This is a genomic window from Bacillus sp. LQ01 (assembly GCF_057624735.1).
The window spans coordinates 360215-373455 of record NZ_JBYEZL010000002.1 but is presented as its reverse complement, the minus strand read 5'-3'; the positions used below and the strand labels follow the sequence as shown (position 1 = coordinate 373455).

Here is a 13241-nt window from a genome sequence, read left to right as displayed (position 1 = left end):
TTAATGTATTACGAATTATGTAACGACTATGTATGCGCCTTGTATGATGGCATAGGCATGCCGTGGTGTACGGATTAGGTATCGGGCTGTTGGTAATATGTATCTGCCTGTTGGTCGAAGGATATAAGCGCTTGGTAAATACGAAACATATGGCGGGCTATCCGTGGATATAGTAGCGCCTTGGTCAATAGCTGCGATGTCATATGTCATATGTCATATGTCATAACTCTCGAGATTTGACACAGATTTTAAAGTGTAGTAATATAGCATCATCTTGTTGTGTCATAACCTTATGTCAAAAATAGTGACGCAGAAAGGACGGATTAATTATGAAATATGGATACGCTCGTGTCTCAACGGTAACTCAAGATTTAGAATCACAATTACAAACGTTAAAAGCAGAAGGGTGCGAGGTCATTTATTCGGAAAAGTTTACGGGAACGACGACAGACCGCCCCGAACTATCGAAGGTACTCACAGTATTAAGCAAAGGTGATACACTGACAGTAACAAAGCTAGATCGCCTTGCACGTAATACAAAGGAAGGTATCGAGATAATTGAAGCGCTATTTAAAAGAGGTATAAGGGTTCACGTTCTCAACGTAGGGCTACTAGAAGATACGACAATGGGGCGATTCTTCTTACAAACGTTATTAGCAGTCGCAGAAATGGAGCGTAACCTAATCTTAGAAAGAACGCAGGAAGGTAAAATAGTAGCTAGACAGAATCCGAATTACAGGGAAGGTCGCCCGAAGTCGCATTCAGATAAAAAACTAGTCGAAGCTATGCGTATGAAAGAGAAAATGGGCTACTCATTCCGCCAGTTATCGGACGCAACTGGTATTAGCATGAGTACGCTACAACGATTCGCTAGAAAGCAACGTGACCAGCAAGAAGCATCGGCAGAATAGGTCGGTGTCTTTTTATTATGCTCTGATTTCTTCACCCCCTGAAATTTCGAATAGACCTCCACAATCAGCTTCTGCTGATGTATAGCGATAACTACAAATCTACACAAAGTACTACACATAAGTATCGATGTACAACGATTACTATACGCAATCTATCATAAATCACTAGCGATCACTACCGAAATGTAGCGAAGTGTACCAATCCCTATGAGTTTCGTATATGCGTAAACACATGTAACTATTCACGTTACACGTAAACCACCGTAAACATTACAGCCGCAAGGGATTCGCCGTTTCACCGAAAATATTACACGAGTTTACATTAATATTAACATTCGATTTATACAGTATGAAATATAAATAAACAGAGGTACGAAACAAATGCGGGAAAGGTGGAAAATAGTAAATAGACTAATCAACCTAGCACCCTTTTATCAGTTATTTAGTAGTCTTTTAAGAGAAATAGATTTTTGCTACTTGCGTTTTTAATCAACTTAAGGAAAAAGCATACGAATCAATTGCCTCATATCAACTATATTGTATAATAAGGTTATAAGGAAATGGAGGTGAAAGCATGAATTTGTGGATAGTCTTAGGTGCTGTAATAGTAGCCTTGAGTCAGTTATCATCACTAAGTGAAAACAGTGTAGATACATATACTACAAGGTTAAAGAGAAAAGAGTCGCTCCCACCAAGAAGACGACTCCAAGTAACCACAGGGAGAGAGAAGCCTCTCCTATACCTAAGATTATAACACATTCATACTAATTATGAAAAAATTCATCTGGACAAATGTCCCTGTTGCTATATTTTTAATTTTTGTTTTAACAACCCTTGATTATAACAATCTAGATACGGGGAGCTATACCTACATTATTTTTACTGGAATAGCTGTATTTTTAATGTTGGTTAATATAATTATCCTGTATATAAAGGAGAAGAAGAATGTTTAAATTTGAAACAAAAGAACAACTAACAAAATTTATACAAGATGAAATTTTAAATTCATCGGAAGCATTAGATATTCTCGGGTGTTCTAGACAGTATTTAAACAAATTGGTAAAAGAGGGGAAAATAACACCGATTAAAGAGACAACTCGCGATAAATTATTTTATAAACAAGATATTTTGACAAGAAAAGAAAAAATGAGAAAGTAAAAAGCAGTTTGTGCACACCGCCTAATTATTGGTAATTTATAGAAAGAATGGCGAGATACATTACTAAACAATAAAACAAAAAACGAAGTGGGCGCAAATTAATGCGTACCGCTTCGCTTAGAAGTGTTAGGAAATTATTATACAGTTTCGCATACCTCAAAGCATAGTAGTTCATGATTACTTTAGGCTTGTTCCTATTAGTTTCAAAATAAAGATTTAGTTTTTTGTATAGAAAATAACTTTTGGAATCTATAACCAAGTTGGGTTATAATACGAATATACGAAAAAAGCCCGTCGTATTGGTAGTACGACAAGCTTCGTAAGGTGGTGAATACATACATGGATGCTATCACCGTTACTGCGGTTTGTTCCTTACTCATGGTCGTTATGGGAATGATTAACATGAGCAAAGGAAAAAAGTAATATTTTTATTGAAAGTCTTTCAGTGTTGGCGCACTAAAAGGCTTTTTTCTTTATATAGTATTCCTTTAAATAGTAATAACTATTCTTCTAGTCTGATTTTATTCTGACTAAGTTCTGAATAAAATCTGATTAAGTTCCGATTTAATTCGGATTTTAGTTTGATTCCAGTACAACTATCTCTATTATAACGTTGCTATAAGCAACATTTCAATACAAAACATTCAAATAACAACAACTTAACAACAACTAACATTGCACATGCGCCGACGCAATTGCCGTGGCTATCGTTCTGTTTGCGTCACCTACGTTCTGTTACAATTACTCACGTACTTCTTTTCTGTTTCATATAAAATCAGCGATCATATCCGAAACAGGCAACGCCACAAGTACGTATGTTATTACATGATAGCAAATATATTCATTACAACAGTTAACTATCGATAAGAAGACGAAAACAGACGTTAAAATTGCGGATATTAATGTAACTTACTTTTGTTTACCTTTACGCATTTGGATATTTCCACCTCGATTTCCGCAATTGTGATTAGTTATTAATTTATATAAAGCGACGTCGTTCCGCTTCCTCTCTTACTGCCATTTGGAACAATTCCCGCTGGCGTCTGCCTTCGATACCGACTCCAATAGAGCCTAATAATTGCGCTAATTCCTCGAGCGTTACTGCAATATACTTCGTATTAATCGAACCATTTCTACTACGGTCAAGAACGATTTTTCCGCCTTCTTCCTTTAACGCTATCACCATACGGTCGACACCGTCCGATATCTTCGCGACCCTAATAGTCCGCCCATTAAATGCGTGATACTCAACTAAAGTTGATAGTTTCTCAACATCAATATACCAATCTTTCAGTTCCGCAAAACTTTCAGCAGGTTTATACATTTTGCCACTCCTTTGTCGTTTCATTCTCAATCAGTTTTTACTTTCCTATTCAGCATCTATTCCGCTATAGCTTAAAATATAGTAAATCCCACACCTTGACGTGACAACCATTCAACCAAACTCATATTAATGCGGTCGGCTTCGTACCCTTCGTTATACTCATCGCATATTATGTGAATCTGTTCTTCGCTCCACTTTTCTTTAGTGTAACAATTCTAACGAATTCCTCGGCGTATCGTTTCCGTATAAATTAACCGTAACAATAGTAAACTCTTTTTCTAACGCTTTTCTAATGCGCCTTCTTTACTAAATCTAGCTTTAACGCGCATCTTCCTTCTCTTCCATCTCCTTCATTTCATCTTGCCAAGTAGCGCCAATACCACCGCTAGGCGTATTCCAACGTTTTTCTTGACGTAGGATTCTCGCCTTATCTTCCTCGGTCATTTCATCTTGGTACTTTTTCGCTTCCTTACGTTGCTGTTCTTCATATTCTCTTTCCTGTTGCTCTAGATGTCTTCGGTGTGCCTCTTCATCAATAATCTTATCGCAGTCATGCTCTGGTTCCTTCGTTTCATCGTGTCCGTGTCCGCAATAATCGTTCGGAATTTTAGTACTAGATTTCGTAGCAGGTTTAGAATTACGGTCACCATTACCAGTTGAACTATTTTCATTAACTTGAGTATTTCTAAGACCATCTTGCTCTTTCTTCGTTACACTACCATCAGGATTAAACGTTATAGTCATCGTGCCTTCTCCACCACGCCCTAAATATCCGTAGATAGAGAACGACTTATATTTCTCGATGAATCTAGGCGTTCCCGCTATCTCCTTGACTTTATTCGCAGACATTCCGACCTTGATGCCGTCATACTGTTCTAGTGATACGGTTGGCGCGTCGTTATTTGCATCTTTATAATATGGACGTCTGTCGTTAATCTCCACATCTTCCTTCGTTGATTCCTCCAATTGTTGCGGCTTCTCATCCTTCGTAGGTTCTTCTTCAACCTTCTCGACCTTGGTCGGATTGGATGTTTCCTCTTCTCCTTGCGCAGTTTCAACAGATTCGTGTTTCTTATATGGCTCATAATCCGCTTTTTCTTTCGTAGAGCAAGCACTAAAGATTGACATTGTCGCCACACCTAATAAAACTACTTTCTTCAATGGCTTCATAGTAATTCCCCCGTGTATTTTAATGCATATCAATCAACCTATTTTAATTCGTTATATATTAATAGTAGATTTCAAAAAGGACACTCAAATTCCCATACGTAACATACTTCGATATTACCCTTTATGTATTATTCCACCACAATCTTTATTAAATCAATTCATCAGGCGTCTCCCTCTCCTTTCCTCTTGCGTATAAAATCGCCAACCATCTCAGTAACACACGCCAAACCTACCGATAATCCAAATACAACACCGAATGCTGCTACATATAGGTTGCCGAATGCCTTCGCTGCGCACATAAATAAAAATGCGAATATAATTAAATATCTCTCTTTACGCTTATTCCTCATAGCATAATTCCTCCATCTTTTCCGAATCTTTATACGTCCTCTTCTTCTTTTCTCTTCCGCCTAAAGTCCCCTATTCTCGCAGTAATAAGCGATGCGACTACAGCCATCGCAAACAATACTGCTAGCCCACCTATAATGGCGTTTCCGATTATATTTGTAACAACCAGCAATACAAATGCAACTATTAACAGGTTCGCCCTTGTATTTTTCTCTTTCTTTCTATCCTTCACGCCCTATCTTCCTTTCTAATATTTCTTTTACGCAGTCTCTCCTTAAAGCTTCTTATCGTACTTCTAGCGGAATCAAATGATCGCCCCGTCTTCTTCGATAATGCTCTAGAAATCGCAACCTCCGTAACCTTTTCGTTATGCTCTGCCGTATGTATCATAGTATCTAGTACAATAAAATCTATTTTCTTCTTGCATATATTTTCATATAGCTTTGCGTAAGTATCTCGGTTAGTCATTATATTGCAGATCGCTTCCTCTTCCGCAGTTTCTGTACAACCCTCTAGCGTTTCAAGTACGTTAATATCACTTATAAGTGTTAGTACCGTTCTTCTTTTTCCTCTTTCTCCGCAATATTTACGTAATGCTTGATAAATAAAACTCTTAACTCTCTTATCGAAATCGCCCTTATTTATATCAAACGTTCTAATCGCATATCTTATTCTACGGAAACAATCGTCTATAAAGTGTACTTCGTTATTCATCTTATGCCAGTTATCGTTGGCTAGGTGCTCTATTAACGGTATGTAGTGCGCTTCAATTTTTTCTACATACTTATTATCGCATATTCCAGTGTAATAATCTTCCACTTCTTCTTTAGCTAGTATCGCTATTCTATTTAATGTTTCGTTTGTGTCCTCGTCTTTATTTGCGTATCGTCTTATAGTAAGTCTGCTTTCCATACGTAAGTCTTCCACCTCTTATAGCACCTGCATCCTCCGATATTCAACTCACTTCCGCTAGTGGCGTTCAATATTGGATTGATGCTATTGACGATTGGTGGACACCGACTAGCCGAGGTGAGCGAAGCTAGGTTGAGTTGGGCGCAGTTTTCACCCCTATTGGCATCGATAAAAAAATAACAAAGCGGTTAAACTTTGTCATAATTTCGTAGTATCTATGCAAATAAGGGGTAAGGCGTTTTACTAGCGTCGGATCGCTTGTAGTGTATCGTAGTAACGCCCCTTCCGTCCCTGCACTTTCGCACACACTATCTCATATCCATACGTCCCAATATGTGCTCAATCTTACGATTAAGCCCGATAGTACACCCTGCTCCTTAGAACAACGTATTGCCACTCCTTGCCGTTTATGGTCGCAATCACCTAGCCTATACGCATGCGGAAGGGGATACATGTTGATTGTATAGCGCTGATTTATTTGCGTCGGCTCTCGCTCACCTTTTACGTTTTTTAAGCGGTACGGCTTCCGCTTTTCAACTTACTACCGCATCAGTACCTAAAAAAGACATCACTAAAGACACCTTGCAATCCTCGATTTTTTTCGATAGAATGAAGGTAGAAATTCGGACTGATACGGCTTGTCCTGTATTTAGTTTGATTTGTGTATGTTTTGAGTCTCCGATTGCCGTCGGGGACTTTTTATTTACAAGAAATTTCGTAGACTTTCCGCCACTTCGTTTTTATCTAAATGCAGATAACGCGTTGTAACGGATATATCACTATGCCCTAGCGCCTTTGATATCAGCGCGACATTTGCACCTTTCTTTAAGAGATTCTTCGCAAAACCTCTACGTATGGCGTGCGGATTAATATTTTTAAGCCCGTATTCCTTCGCATGTTTAGTCATTCGTTTTGATATAATGTTATTCGTCGGACTAGTTAAAACACTTCCACCGCTCTTCGTAATAAAGAGATAATCATTTTTCGCTTGGTACTCTCTGCGAATGATTTCGTTTTGTTTCATAAGAACATCTAATAATCTTGCGAGAGCGTCGTCAAACGGCAAATATATGGATTCATGATTCTTAATAATACCGCCATCAACACTCAATACTTTCGCTTCTAAATCGACGTGTTTATGTTCGAGTTGCGCCAATGTGCCGACACGTATCCCCGTCTGATACATAAGTAAGATAGCGGTAGCATCTCGTAAATCTAAGAATCGTGTTAAGTCGAGTACCGATAACAAGATATTAATTTCACGGTCTGTCGCACCTTCTTTAACAGGCGTATCCACCTTTATCTTCACATTGCGCCAAAAGTTAATATCAATCCATCCATTATCATGGCAACGTCCTAGAAATGCCTTTAGACACTTCAAACGAGTTAATTTCGTTTGATTACTAACATTCATAGACGACAACCACTCGTAAATATGATTAACGTTCAACTCTTCTATATAGTGCGTGTCTGTTATTTTCGCAAAATGACTAACGTGTATGTAATAATCGTTTATCGTACGCTCGCGTAAGCCTGTCGCTTTCATTTGACGCACAATTATCTCGAGCGCTTTGTCGATTGTTAAATTGAACGTATAACGATTTTCTGCGGTCTCTTTCTTTCGCTGATCGCTTTTCAATCTATCGCCAAAAACATTCGATAAATCCTCACTAATCGTTAAAGAATCACGTCTTTTAGACATAAAAAAATAAGCCCCCTAACTCGTTAGCGACCGCACATTGTACGATTCAACTTACGAATTAGAGAGCTTATATATTGCGGACTTTGACGTCACCGCAAAAGGTTTTGTTAGCGTCCCAGGAGAGATTCGAACTCCCGACCGTACGCTTAGAAGGCGTATGCTCTATCCGGCTGAGCTACTGGGACATGGAGCGGGTGAAGAGAATCGAACTCTCGACCAGAGCTTGGAAGGCTCTTGTTTTACCACTAAACTACACCCGCATATGTTATTTTCTTTTCTTCGTTAGCGCCGTTGCCCTATCGACAATATTTATTATATGTATAACCACACATAAAGTCAACACCTTTTTTAAAAGAGGATAAATTTTCTTATCCTCTTTTAAAAACTGCTTGTTCAACTAGTTGTCCGTCTAACGTTTCAAAACGAACTTCCATTTGATTTTCATCCATTTCTAATAAAGCAAATGTCTTTTCTACACGCTGACGTGGTAATAAAATACTGCCTGGATTAATAAATAAAACGCCCTCGATTAATTCCGCACCTAATACGTGAGAATGTCCAAAGCATGCAACTTGCGCTCCCACTTCTTCAGCATGGTACGCTAGCGTTTGTAATGTCATTTTCACATTATGGCGATGTCCATGCACAACTAAGAAGCGAATTCCATCTACATCAGTTACAATTTCATCTTGAAAGTTAGCATAATCACAGTTTCCTTTTACAACACGGAAACCTTGCAGTTCTTCATGAGCAGGCGTTAGCTCTGAATCACCGCAATGAATCATGATATCTACTTTCCCTTCATATTTCTCTTTCAACTGCTGTAATTCCTTCACAGAGCTATGACTATCACTTACGATTAAAGCTTTCATCATTCTCTCTCCCTTATTCTCCTAAAAACCATTCCGGGATTTTTTCTTCTAATTTACGAAGAGCACGGCCACGATGGCTAATAGCATTTTTCTCATCTGAACTTAGTTCCGCCATCGCTTTTTTATATTCTTCCACATAAAAAATCGGATCATATCCAAAGCCGTTTTCCCCGCGGCGTTGTTCTAAAATAAATCCTTCACATGTCCCGTTTACAATGACAGGCTTTTTATCATCTTCAGGGAAAGCAACTGCTAATGCACAATAGAAACGAGCTTTACGCTTTTCAAACGCTACTTCATTTAATTCTTGTAACACTTTATCAATATTCGCTTGATCATCTTTCGGCTCTCCAGCAAAACGAGCTGAATACACGCCTGGTTTGCCGTTTAACGCATCTACAATAAGACCTGAATCATCCGCAATTACAATTGCATTCAACTGTCTACTCAAACTATCCGCTTTTAAGATCGCATTTTCTTCAAATGTTTCACCAGTTTCTTCGACTTCTTCAATATGAGGAAAATCGTGTAATGATTTCACTTCTAAATCAAATCGCTCAAATAACTCAGCAAACTCACGTACTTTCCCCATATTTTTTGTCGCTACAACAACTTGTTTCATACTTTCCACCTCTACTCTATATGAGATACGATGTCACCTAAAGCTTCTTTTTGCATATCAATCAGTTGGAAAATGCCTTGTTCTGCTGCATCAAGTAGTTCATTTAACTGCGCTCTACTAAACGTCGCTTCTTCTCCAGTTCCTTGCACTTCAACAAACTGGCCTTTTCCAGTCATAATCACGTTCATATCAACGTCTGCTTTAGAATCTTCTGCATAGTTTAAATCTAAAACAACACCTTGTTCTTCAACAATCCCTACTGACGTTGCTGCTAAATAATCTTTTACTGGAATTTTAGATACTTTTTCTGCTTGTAATAACTTCTCAAACGCTAATACCATCGCTACATATGCACCTGTAATAGAAGCTGTTCTCGTTCCACCATCCGCTTGAATAACATCACAATCAATCCAAACCGTTCTCTCACCAAGCGCTTCTAAGTCAACTACCGCACGTAATGCTCGTCCAATTAAGCGCTGGATTTCCATTGTACGTCCTGTTACTTTCCCTTTACTTGACTCCCTAATTGTACGTTGTTCTGTCGCACGTGGAATCATCGCGTATTCAGCTGTTACCCATCCTTTTCCTTCTCCACGCATAAATGGCGGGACACGCTCTTCAATTGTTGCTGAGCAAATCACCTTTGTATCCCCAACTTCAATTAATACAGATCCCTCTGGATGTTTTAAATAATTCGTATGAATATGTATATGGCGTAATTCTGTTTTCTCTCTACCATCTACTCGCATAAAAATAACCTCCTCTTAATTACTACTCGTTAGTATAGCCAAATTTAAATGTATGATATGTATACAATAAAAGAAGAGGAACCCAAAAAGCAATTCCTCTTTCTTACTTAAGTATATCAAATTATTGACGATTAAAAACTACCTGTATTCACGTTTTCTGGACGATCTACAGGTTTTATTAACTTTCCGCCCTTTTCATCTATAAGATTTGCTTTTCCATTTACTTCAATAGAAATATTTTTCACACCTTTCTTTTCTGTTAAAGATAAAACTAACGACTTCAATACGTAATTTGAAATCATATTTTTATCTGGGTTTACAAATATATTTTCATTAAAGTTTAATGTAAGGTTTCCGTCTTGTAATTTCGGATTCGTAATAAGCTTAACGCCTGGATTAAAATCATTCAGGAGCGATTGATGGATCGGACCTTTTACAAGTTCATCTATAATTGCTGCATAGTCATTTTCTTTACCTTCCGCAACGCGGCGTGTGACTGGTACGTAGTATTGCTGTTTATTATTATTTTGCGCCATAAAATACAGTGTGACTGGTTTTGTATTTGTTACATCTGCTACTTGTTCATCATCGAAGTTAATACCATTTGCACGGCTCACTCCTTCACCAAGCGGTGTACCACCAACCGGCATCTTTGCCAATTTCTCACCATTTATTTGGAACTGCACTTGTTTTATCTCTGTAAATTGCGTCAACGTCCAAGCTATAGATTCAACGATTTGACGCTCTTCTTCTTTCGCATAGTTTTTCATTTCTTTAGAGAAATCAATAACTGCCGTTCCGTCCTTTTTCAAATCTAAGGTCATCGTTGTATTCGCCGGAATGACTGCACGAAACCCATTCGGTAATAAATTCGTTACCGGTCCATCTTTCACAAGGTATTCTAACGTTTGCTTCACAGTCTCATTTGCTTTCGGAGTAGGTATAGCTAACGTTTGTGGTACAACATAACCATTTTTATCAACAAGGTATAGTTCTCTATTTACCATTTGCCCTTGCTTATCTTTTTTAGCTACTTCTTTCTTCCCACCCTCTGTATACGTAACTTGTTTTGGCGGATCAATTTGTTCAGTTGCTTTCTCTTGATTTATAAAGCCACACCCTGTTAGTAAAACAGCGCTCACAGTAGCACCAACAACCCATTTAAAAGTGGATTTAGGCATGCCATTCCCCCCTAAAATCTAAGTTTGTACTATTATGTATACGAGCTGTTTCACGTTTTAGAACAAGCTGTGCCTCTTATAAATTGAAACTTTAATCAGCAGGGGGCTTACTACCCAGCAAATAGCAAGATAAAACAAAAACTCCTGATTTCTCAGGAGCTCACTTATATAAATTCTACTATTATTCTTTTTCTAAATGAATATGCTTCACATTTTCAATCGGTTGACCGAACCATTTTGATGCAATTTCTTTAAACAAGCCTATTTTTCCTGTTGTTAAGAAGAGATGATCGCTTTGTTCTTCTCCTTCATTCAACATTTTACTATGATATAAGATTGTACTTACTTCACGTGCTGTTTCATCACCAGAACTAATTAGTTGCACTTTATCTCCCATTACTTTTTTAATAACAGGTCCTAAAATCGGATAATGTGTACACCCTAATATAAGTGTATCAATATCGGTACTTTTCAGTGGTTGCAGCGTTTCTCTTACAACTTCATACGCCATTTCACTTTCGAAATTCCCACTCTCTACAAGTTCAACGAAAGGTGGACAAGCTAAACTTTCTACCATAACACGGTTATTAATAGACTTTAACGCCTCTTCGTATGCACCACTTTTCACCGTTCCAATCGTTCCAATAATCCCAACGTGATACGTGTTTGTCACTTTTAAAGCTGTACGTGATCCTGGGTGAATAACTCCTACTACTGGAATTGGTAATTGTTTTTGCATCTCTTCTAATACAACTGCAGTTGCTGTATTACACGCAATAACTAACATTTTAATATTTAAATCTAGTAAATGCTCCGTCATTTCCCACGTAAATTGACGTACTTCTTCTCGAGAACGTGGACCATAAGGACAACGTGCTGTATCTCCTAAATATATGATACGCTCTTTCGGCAACTGACGAATTAATTCCTTTGCTACTGTTAAACCGCCAACTCCTGAATCGATAACACCGATTGCTCTATTCAACTTCATCACCCGTTTTCTCATTCATCATCTTTTATGCTTATCATTATATTTTACACACTTTAAGTTCGCTCACTTCAAATGCTTCTGTATGAAAATTTTCATTTTCCCATGTATAGACTAGGACCTTTTTTATTTTGCTCCTTTTTTTCGTAATTTGCAAGATAGAAAAATAACCGACCTTCTATAAGAAAGTCGGTTTCTTCTATATAAAGTGCATATTCATTGCTCCATCTTTTTTTGAAAAGAAGACATTCCCATTAATAAGAAGAAATGAGCAGAAATTAAAATGACGATAATTTATTTACAGCCCTTTTTATAGCCTTACCTATTTCCACGCTAGACTGTGGATTTTGTCCTGTAATTAAATGACCATCTACTACTACATGCGGCGTAAAATTGGGGGCTACATAAAACAAAGCTCCTTCTTCTTTCAACTTACTTTCTAGCAAAAACGGAACGCGCTTTTCTAAATGTACAGCTCTTTCTTCATCGTTTGTATAACCTGTTATACGCTTACCCGCAACAAAAAACGAGCCATCCTGATTTTTCACACCGACTAAGGAGCTTACTCCGTGACAAACAGCCGCTACAATCCGGTTATTGTTATACATATTCTCAATCAAATTTACTACATATGGATTACCTGGAAAATCTACAATCGCCCCGTGCCCACCACCAAATAAAACCGCATCATAATCCGAAAAATGAACATTTGAAATCGGCCTCGTATTTTGCAATAAAGAAGCTACATGCTTGAATTCGCGAGGTATACCATTCGGAATAGACACTCTATCTATAGGTACTCTCCCACCTTTTATTGACACAATATCAACATCAAACTTAGCCTTTTTAAATACATGATAAGGAGCTGCGAGCTCTTCCAGCCACAAACCAGTCGGGTGTCCATTCATATCATGAGCACTTGTTGAAACTAACAGTATCCTTTTCAACATATCCCCTCCTTATTACCTATTTATGTATGGAGTGTTCTTATCATTCATATAGCAAGTGAAGCAAACAAAAAATAGCCGACTTTTATATAAAAGTCGGCTGCTTTCTTATAATTCGAGCTCTCCCATACGAAGAAGCTCCACAACTGCTTGTGAACGTCCTTTAACCCCTAGCTTTTGCATTGCGTTTGAGATATGGTTGCGAACTGTCTTTTCACTTATAAAAAGTTCACCTGCAATTTCCTTCGTTGTTTTATCTTGAACCAGCAATTCAAATACTTCTCTCTCTCTCTTTGTGAGTAAAGGTTTAGATTGATACGCTTTTTCCTTCAACTGGTATAACCCTCCTTGCTTAAG

Annotated in this window: 16 protein-coding genes and 2 tRNA genes; 2 read left to right on the top strand and 16 right to left on the bottom strand. The window is 37.9% G+C overall.

Features of this window, described 5'->3' with window-relative positions:
- Positions 1-15: 15 nt before the first annotated feature.
- The gene (locus AC22L0_RS14305) at positions 16-210 is read right to left on the bottom strand and encodes a hypothetical protein (RefSeq protein WP_229699495.1); all 195 of its coding nucleotides are present in this window, start codon (positions 208-210) and stop codon (positions 16-18) included.
- 119 nt (positions 211-329) lie between these two features.
- On the opposite strand from AC22L0_RS14305, the gene AC22L0_RS14300 reads away from it, so the two are divergent.
- Positions 330-911, top strand: a complete 582-nt coding sequence (locus AC22L0_RS14300) for a recombinase family protein (RefSeq protein WP_048656468.1) — start codon at positions 330-332, stop codon at positions 909-911.
- A gap of 945 nt (positions 912-1856) precedes the next feature.
- Complete coding sequence (locus AC22L0_RS14295) at positions 1857-2069, top strand: helix-turn-helix transcriptional regulator (RefSeq protein ID WP_000472089.1); 213 nt, start codon at positions 1857-1859, stop codon at positions 2067-2069.
- Positions 2070-3048: 979 nt separating this feature from the next.
- On the opposite strand, the gene AC22L0_RS14290 is transcribed toward AC22L0_RS14295, so the two are convergent.
- The 15 genes from AC22L0_RS14290 to gerE all read right to left on the bottom strand — a co-directional run bounded on the left by AC22L0_RS14290 (position 3049) and on the right by gerE (position 13217).
- On the bottom strand, positions 3049-3417 hold the full coding sequence (locus AC22L0_RS14290) for a hypothetical protein (protein WP_487272296.1): 369 nt from the start codon (positions 3415-3417) through the stop codon (positions 3049-3051).
- A gap of 294 nt (positions 3418-3711) precedes the next feature.
- Complete coding sequence (locus tag AC22L0_RS14285; protein ID WP_048656471.1) at positions 3712-4563, bottom strand: hypothetical protein; 852 nt, start codon at positions 4561-4563, stop codon at positions 3712-3714.
- 161 nt (positions 4564-4724) lie between these two features.
- Positions 4725-4913 carry a hypothetical protein gene (locus tag AC22L0_RS14280; protein WP_001244914.1) on the bottom strand — a complete coding sequence of 63 codons (189 nt, stop codon included), beginning with the start codon at positions 4911-4913 and terminating at the stop codon, positions 4725-4727.
- A gap of 29 nt (positions 4914-4942) precedes the next feature.
- Complete coding sequence (locus AC22L0_RS14275) at positions 4943-5143, bottom strand: hypothetical protein (protein ID WP_048656472.1); 201 nt, start codon at positions 5141-5143, stop codon at positions 4943-4945.
- Positions 5140-5823: a hypothetical protein gene (locus AC22L0_RS14270; protein ID WP_048656473.1), complete on the bottom strand. Its 684-nt coding sequence runs from the start codon at positions 5821-5823 to the stop codon at positions 5140-5142. The genes AC22L0_RS14275 and AC22L0_RS14270 overlap by 4 nt, the downstream gene beginning before the upstream one ends.
- Before the next feature lie 703 nt (positions 5824-6526).
- The gene (locus AC22L0_RS14265; RefSeq protein WP_048656474.1) at positions 6527-7525 is read right to left on the bottom strand and encodes a tyrosine-type recombinase/integrase; all 999 of its coding nucleotides are present in this window, start codon (positions 7523-7525) and stop codon (positions 6527-6529) included.
- 111 nt (positions 7526-7636) lie between these two features.
- A tRNA-Arg gene (locus AC22L0_RS14260) sits at positions 7637-7710 on the bottom strand.
- 1 nt (position 7711) lies between these two features.
- A tRNA-Gly gene (locus AC22L0_RS14255) sits at positions 7712-7785 on the bottom strand.
- Positions 7786-7893: 108 nt separating this feature from the next.
- Complete coding sequence (locus AC22L0_RS14250) at positions 7894-8397, bottom strand: metallophosphoesterase (RefSeq protein ID WP_000645505.1); 504 nt, start codon at positions 8395-8397, stop codon at positions 7894-7896.
- Between the two features lie 13 nt (positions 8398-8410).
- Positions 8411-9019 (bottom strand): XTP/dITP diphosphatase, encoded by a 609-nt coding sequence (locus AC22L0_RS14245; RefSeq protein ID WP_140160746.1) that lies wholly within the window; start codon positions 9017-9019, stop codon positions 8411-8413.
- A gap of 11 nt (positions 9020-9030) precedes the next feature.
- Positions 9031-9768, bottom strand: coding sequence for a ribonuclease PH (gene rph / locus AC22L0_RS14240; RefSeq protein ID WP_001261765.1), 738 nt, complete (start codon positions 9766-9768; stop codon positions 9031-9033).
- A 131-nt stretch (positions 9769-9899) separates the two neighbouring features.
- Entirely contained in the window at positions 9900-10949 is a 1050-nt protein-coding gene (gene gerM / locus AC22L0_RS14235) for a spore germination protein GerM (protein WP_001126746.1), read from the bottom strand.
- A 181-nt stretch (positions 10950-11130) separates the two neighbouring features.
- Positions 11131-11940 (bottom strand): glutamate racemase, encoded by an 810-nt coding sequence (racE, locus tag AC22L0_RS14230; RefSeq protein ID WP_000774005.1) that lies wholly within the window; start codon positions 11938-11940, stop codon positions 11131-11133.
- A gap of 275 nt (positions 11941-12215) precedes the next feature.
- Positions 12216-12887: a type 1 glutamine amidotransferase domain-containing protein gene (locus tag AC22L0_RS14225; protein ID WP_000919606.1), complete on the bottom strand. Its 672-nt coding sequence runs from the start codon at positions 12885-12887 to the stop codon at positions 12216-12218.
- A gap of 105 nt (positions 12888-12992) precedes the next feature.
- A complete protein-coding gene (gene gerE / locus AC22L0_RS14220) occupies positions 12993-13217 on the bottom strand; it encodes a spore germination transcription factor GerE (RefSeq protein ID WP_000659484.1) in 225 nt (74 codons plus the stop codon).
- Positions 13218-13241: the final 24 nt, after the last annotated feature.

Coding starts and splice junctions, on each gene's coding strand:
- AC22L0_RS14305 (WP_229699495.1), bottom strand. CDS start 210: ATGACATATGACATCGCAGCTATTGACCAAGGCGCTACTATATCCACG.
- AC22L0_RS14300 (WP_048656468.1), top strand. CDS start 330: ATGAAATATGGATACGCTCGTGTCTCAACGGTAACTCAAGATTTAGAA.
- AC22L0_RS14295 (WP_000472089.1), top strand. CDS start 1,857: ATGTTTAAATTTGAAACAAAAGAACAACTAACAAAATTTATACAAGAT.
- AC22L0_RS14290 (WP_487272296.1), bottom strand. CDS start 3,417: ATGAAACGACAAAGGAGTGGCAAAATGTATAAACCTGCTGAAAGTTTT.
- AC22L0_RS14285 (WP_048656471.1), bottom strand. CDS start 4,563: ATGAAGCCATTGAAGAAAGTAGTTTTATTAGGTGTGGCGACAATGTCA.
- AC22L0_RS14280 (WP_001244914.1), bottom strand. CDS start 4,913: ATGAGGAATAAGCGTAAAGAGAGATATTTAATTATATTCGCATTTTTA.
- AC22L0_RS14270 (WP_048656473.1), bottom strand. CDS start 5,823: ATGGAAAGCAGACTTACTATAAGACGATACGCAAATAAAGACGAGGAC.
- AC22L0_RS14265 (WP_048656474.1), bottom strand. CDS start 7,525: ATGTCTAAAAGACGTGATTCTTTAACGATTAGTGAGGATTTATCGAAT.
- AC22L0_RS14250 (WP_000645505.1), bottom strand. CDS start 8,397: ATGAAAGCTTTAATCGTAAGTGATAGTCATAGCTCTGTGAAGGAATTA.
- AC22L0_RS14245 (WP_140160746.1), bottom strand. CDS start 9,019: ATGAAACAAGTTGTTGTAGCGACAAAAAATATGGGGAAAGTACGTGAG.
- rph (WP_001261765.1), bottom strand. CDS start 9,768: ATGCGAGTAGATGGTAGAGAGAAAACAGAATTACGCCATATACATATT.
- gerM (WP_001126746.1), bottom strand. CDS start 10,949: ATGCCTAAATCCACTTTTAAATGGGTTGTTGGTGCTACTGTGAGCGCT.
- racE (WP_000774005.1), bottom strand. CDS start 11,940: ATGAAGTTGAATAGAGCAATCGGTGTTATCGATTCAGGAGTTGGCGGT.
- AC22L0_RS14225 (WP_000919606.1), bottom strand. CDS start 12,887: ATGTTGAAAAGGATACTGTTAGTTTCAACAAGTGCTCATGATATGAAT.